We start from the raw sequence: 3,052 nt of genomic DNA, 5'->3' as shown, positions 1-3,052 counted from the left end.
GGTCTCGAGGTATTCGTCGATTCCCTCGAAGCCGCCTTCGCGGCCGAGACCCGATTGCTTGACTCCGCCGAAGGGTGCGGCCGGGTTTGACACGACGCCGACGTTGATGCCGAGCATGCCGGTTTCGAGTTCCTCGCTCATGCGGAGGGTGCGGGCGGTATCTCGGGTGTAGACGTAGGCGACGAGTCCGTATTCGGTGCTGTTGGCGACCTCGACGGCGTGCTCTTCGTCACGGAAGGTCGTGATTGGGGCCACGGGACCGAAGATTTCTTCGTGGAGGATACGCGCGTCCGCACTAACTCCGGTCAGCACCGTCGGGGCATAGAAGTAGCCATTGCCCGGGACGGGTTGACCGCCGGTGACGATGGTGGCACCGTTTGCTGCGGCGTCCTGGACCAGGTTGTGAACCTTGTCCCGGGACTCTTGGTCGATCAGTGGGCCGAGTTGGGAGTCCTCCTCGCTACCCGGCCCGACGACCAGGCTCTGCATTCGGGCGGCGAGCTTGGTCGCGAACTCGTCCGCGACGGATTCGTGCACGATGAACCGATTCGCCGCGGTGCACGCTTCGCCCATGTTCCGCAGTTTCGCGACGATTGCACCTTCTACTGCGGCGTCGACGTCGGCGTCGGCGAACACGAGGAACGGCGCGTTGCCGCCGAGTTCCATGGAGGTGCGCAGCACCTGTTGCGCCGAGTCCGCGAGCAGTCGCCGGCCGACTTCGGTCGATCCGGTGAACGAGAGCTTTCGCAGCCGGGGATCTGTGATGAGCGGTGCGGTGACCAGCCCAGCGCGCGAGGTGGGAATGACATTGAGCACCCCGGGCGGTAGCCCGACCTGCTCGAGGACCTGCACCAATAGCAGCGTGGTCAAGGGTGTCAGGGTGGCGGGTTTGACGACCATGGTGCACCCGGCAGCGATCGCGGGGGCGATCTTGCGGGTCGCCATGGCCAGCGGAAAGTTCCACGGAGTGATGAACAGGCAGGGGCCCACGGGTCGCTTGTGGACGAGCAGCCGGGTTTTTCCGTCGGGCGCAGCCGCATATCGACCCGACACCCGGACGGCCTCCTCGGAGAACCAGCGGAGGAACTCGGCGCCGTAGGTCACTTCGCCGCGTGCCTCGGCGAGCGGTTTGCCCATTTCTAGGGTCATCAGGAGCGCGAAATCGTCCGCTCGCGCGAGTACGGCGTCGAATGCGGCCCGCAGAAGTTCGGCGCGCTCCCGAGGGGCAGTTCGTGCCCACCCCTTCTGGGCCGCTGCTGCGGCGTCGAGAGCGGCGGCCCCGTCTGCGACGGTGGCGTCGGCCACGACGGCGAGTTCTCGACCGGTCGCCGGATCGTGCACGGGGAATGTGTTGCCCGTTTCGGAGGGGCGCCATTGGCCGCCGATGTACAGTCCGGCCGGGACCGCTTCGAGCAGTGCCTGCTGGGTTGTCTGGGTGCTGGTCAATGTTTCCTCACTTCTCGTCGAATATGATGACTTGCCGGATGGCGTTGCCGTCGGCGAGTTGGTCCATGGCAGAGTTGATGTCCGACAGTGCGATCCGGGACGAGATCAGCTTCTCGACCGGGAGTTTTCCTTCGCGCCACAGCTGCGCATACACCGGAATGTCGCGGGCCGGGACTGCGGAGCCGAGGTAGCTGCCAATGACGGTGCGCGCGCCGGCCACCAGACCGAGCGGCGAGATCGAGGACCGGGCGTCCGGGGCAGGGAGTCCGACGGTGACGGTGGTGCCGCCGGGAGCGGTGGCAGTGACGGCAGTTTCGAAAGCGAGCGGGTGTCCTGCTGCCTCGATAACGATGGGGGCCTGGATGTTCCGTTCCGCGACTTCTTGGGGGGTGTAGGTGGCGGAAGCGCCCAGTTTCATTGCCTGGGTGAGCTTGTCGGGGTTCGAATCGACTCCGATCACCTCTCCCTGGCCGAGGGACAGCGCAGTGATCAGAGCAGCCATGCCGACACCACCGAGCCCGACAACCAAGACGGCTTGCCCTTGCTCCGGGTGGCCTGCATTGATGACGGCACCGCCACCGGTCAACACTGCGCATCCGAGGACGGCGGCGATTTCGGGTGGAACGTCGTCCTCGACCGGTACGACCGAATGTTGGTCGACGACAGCGTGCGTAGCGAAACCGGAGACACCGAGGTGGTGTTTGACGTCGACGCCGTCGCGGTGCAGGCGGCTACCTCCGTTGAGGAGGGTTCCGGCGTTGTTCGCCGCACTGCCCGGGATGCAGGGTAGTTTTCCGTCGGTTCCGCATCCGGCGCAGTCGTCGCAGCGAGGCAGAAATGCCATGACGACGCGCTGACCGACTTTTAGATCAGATACACCGTCGCCAAGCTGTTCGACCCGGCCTGCGGCCTCGTGGCCGAGCAGCATGGGGATCGGCCGCGGACGGTTACCGTCGACGACCGACAGGTCGGAGTGGCAGATTCCGGCCGCTTCGATGCGGACAAGGACCTCGCCCGGGGCGGGCGGATCGAGTTCGAGCTCGGCGATCGAGATCGGTGTGGAGTTCGCGTACGGCCGTGGACGGCCGCTCGCCTCGAGAACGGCTCCGCGAATCTTCATAGAGTGATGCCCTTTCTTCGGCGTCTGGAAGCTCTGGCTGCGACCCGCGACTCGACTACGCCGGAGGCGCGGGGACTACGGGTTAGGTGGTGACGGCCATATCGGGTCGATGCAACCGGTGGCGCTGAATCTTCCCCGATCCGGTACGTGGAATCACTGTCACCTCAATGAATTCCGCTGGCACCTTGAAGTAAGACAACACCGCAGCGCAGCGGCTTCTCAGATCATCCTCATCGATGCCGTCGTCGTTCGCGGCCACGACGAACGCGATGGGAACCTCACCGAGCGCTTCGTGTGGTGCTGCGACGACCGCCGCGTCTGCGACACACTCGCAGCTCATAAGGACGTCCTCGATCTCCGCGGGATAGATGTTCTCCCCGCCACGGATAATCATTTCTTTGATCCGTCCGCTGATGCGGATGAATCCGTTCTCGTCGCGTCGGGCAAGATCCCCCGTGTGGTACCAACCATGGGCCAGTACCTCGG

The 3,052-nt window shown here is 65.0% G+C and carries 3 protein-coding genes; all 3 read right to left on the bottom strand.

The genetic code is table 11. From position 1 onward, the window contains the following. On the bottom strand, positions 1-1,446 hold a 1,446-nt coding region (locus ACFTZB_RS44580; RefSeq protein ID WP_378442260.1), incomplete at its 3' end, for an NAD-dependent succinate-semialdehyde dehydrogenase. A gap of 7 nt (positions 1,447-1,453) precedes the next feature. Beyond that, positions 1,454-2,566: an alcohol dehydrogenase catalytic domain-containing protein gene (locus ACFTZB_RS44575; protein ID WP_378442258.1), complete on the bottom strand. Its 1,113-nt coding sequence runs from the start codon at positions 2,564-2,566 to the stop codon at positions 1,454-1,456. Positions 2,567-2,648: 82 nt separating this feature from the next. Then, on the bottom strand, positions 2,649-3,052 hold a 404-nt coding region (locus tag ACFTZB_RS44570; RefSeq protein WP_378442256.1), incomplete at its 5' end, for a class I adenylate-forming enzyme family protein.

The sequence above is a fragment of the Rhodococcus sp. NPDC057014 genome (assembly GCF_042673295.1).
In the GTDB taxonomy this organism is placed as follows: Bacteria; Actinomycetota; Actinomycetes; order Mycobacteriales; family Mycobacteriaceae; genus Rhodococcus_F.
This window is presented reverse-complemented; position numbering and strand designations above follow the sequence as displayed.

Coding starts and splice junctions, on each gene's coding strand:
- ACFTZB_RS44575 (WP_378442258.1), bottom strand. CDS start 2,566: ATGAAGATTCGCGGAGCCGTTCTCGAGGCGAGCGGCCGTCCACGGCCG.